Below are 423 nucleotides of genomic sequence, written 5' to 3' on the forward strand. Positions count from 1 at the left end.
ATTAGGCACGCCGCCAGCGTTCATCCTGAGCCAGGATCAAACTCTCCAATAAAGTTAGTTTGTCTAGCATCATAAAATAAAAATTGACGTTTCACGTTGTTTGTTTCGTTCAGTTTTCAAAGAACTTTTGGTGGAGCCTAGCGGGATCGAACCGCTGACCTCCTGCGTGCAAGGCAGGCGCTCTCCCAGCTGAGCTAAGGCCCCAAAATAAGTATCGGGAAGACAGGATTTGAACCTGCGACCCCCTGGTCCCAAACCAGGTGCTCTACCAAGCTGAGCCACTTCCCGAAGGAAAACGCGCCCGAGAGGAGTCGAACCCCTAACCTCTTGATCCGTAGTCAAACGCTCTATCCAATTGAGCTACGGGCGCATATGGTGCCGAGGGCGGGGGTCGAACCCGCACGGTGGTCACCCACCGCAGGA

General features: G+C 53.7%; 3 tRNA genes. All 3 read right to left on the bottom strand.

The annotated features are described in order from the left end of the window. Positions 1-128: 128 nt before the first annotated feature. The 3 genes from AAIE21_RS29375 to AAIE21_RS29385 all read right to left on the bottom strand — a co-directional run bounded on the left by AAIE21_RS29375 (position 129) and on the right by AAIE21_RS29385 (position 370). A tRNA-Ala gene (locus tag AAIE21_RS29375) sits at positions 129-204 on the bottom strand. A 10-nt stretch (positions 205-214) separates the two neighbouring features. Beyond that, a tRNA-Pro gene (locus AAIE21_RS29380) sits at positions 215-288 on the bottom strand. 8 nt (positions 289-296) lie between these two features. Next, positions 297-370, bottom strand: a tRNA-Arg gene (locus AAIE21_RS29385). Between the last annotated feature and the right edge of the window lie 53 nt (positions 371-423).

It is taken from the genome of Paenibacillus sp. 102, assembly GCF_039549175.1.
In the GTDB taxonomy this organism is placed as follows: Bacteria; Bacillota; Bacilli; order Bacillales; family Bacillaceae_G; genus Bacillus_A.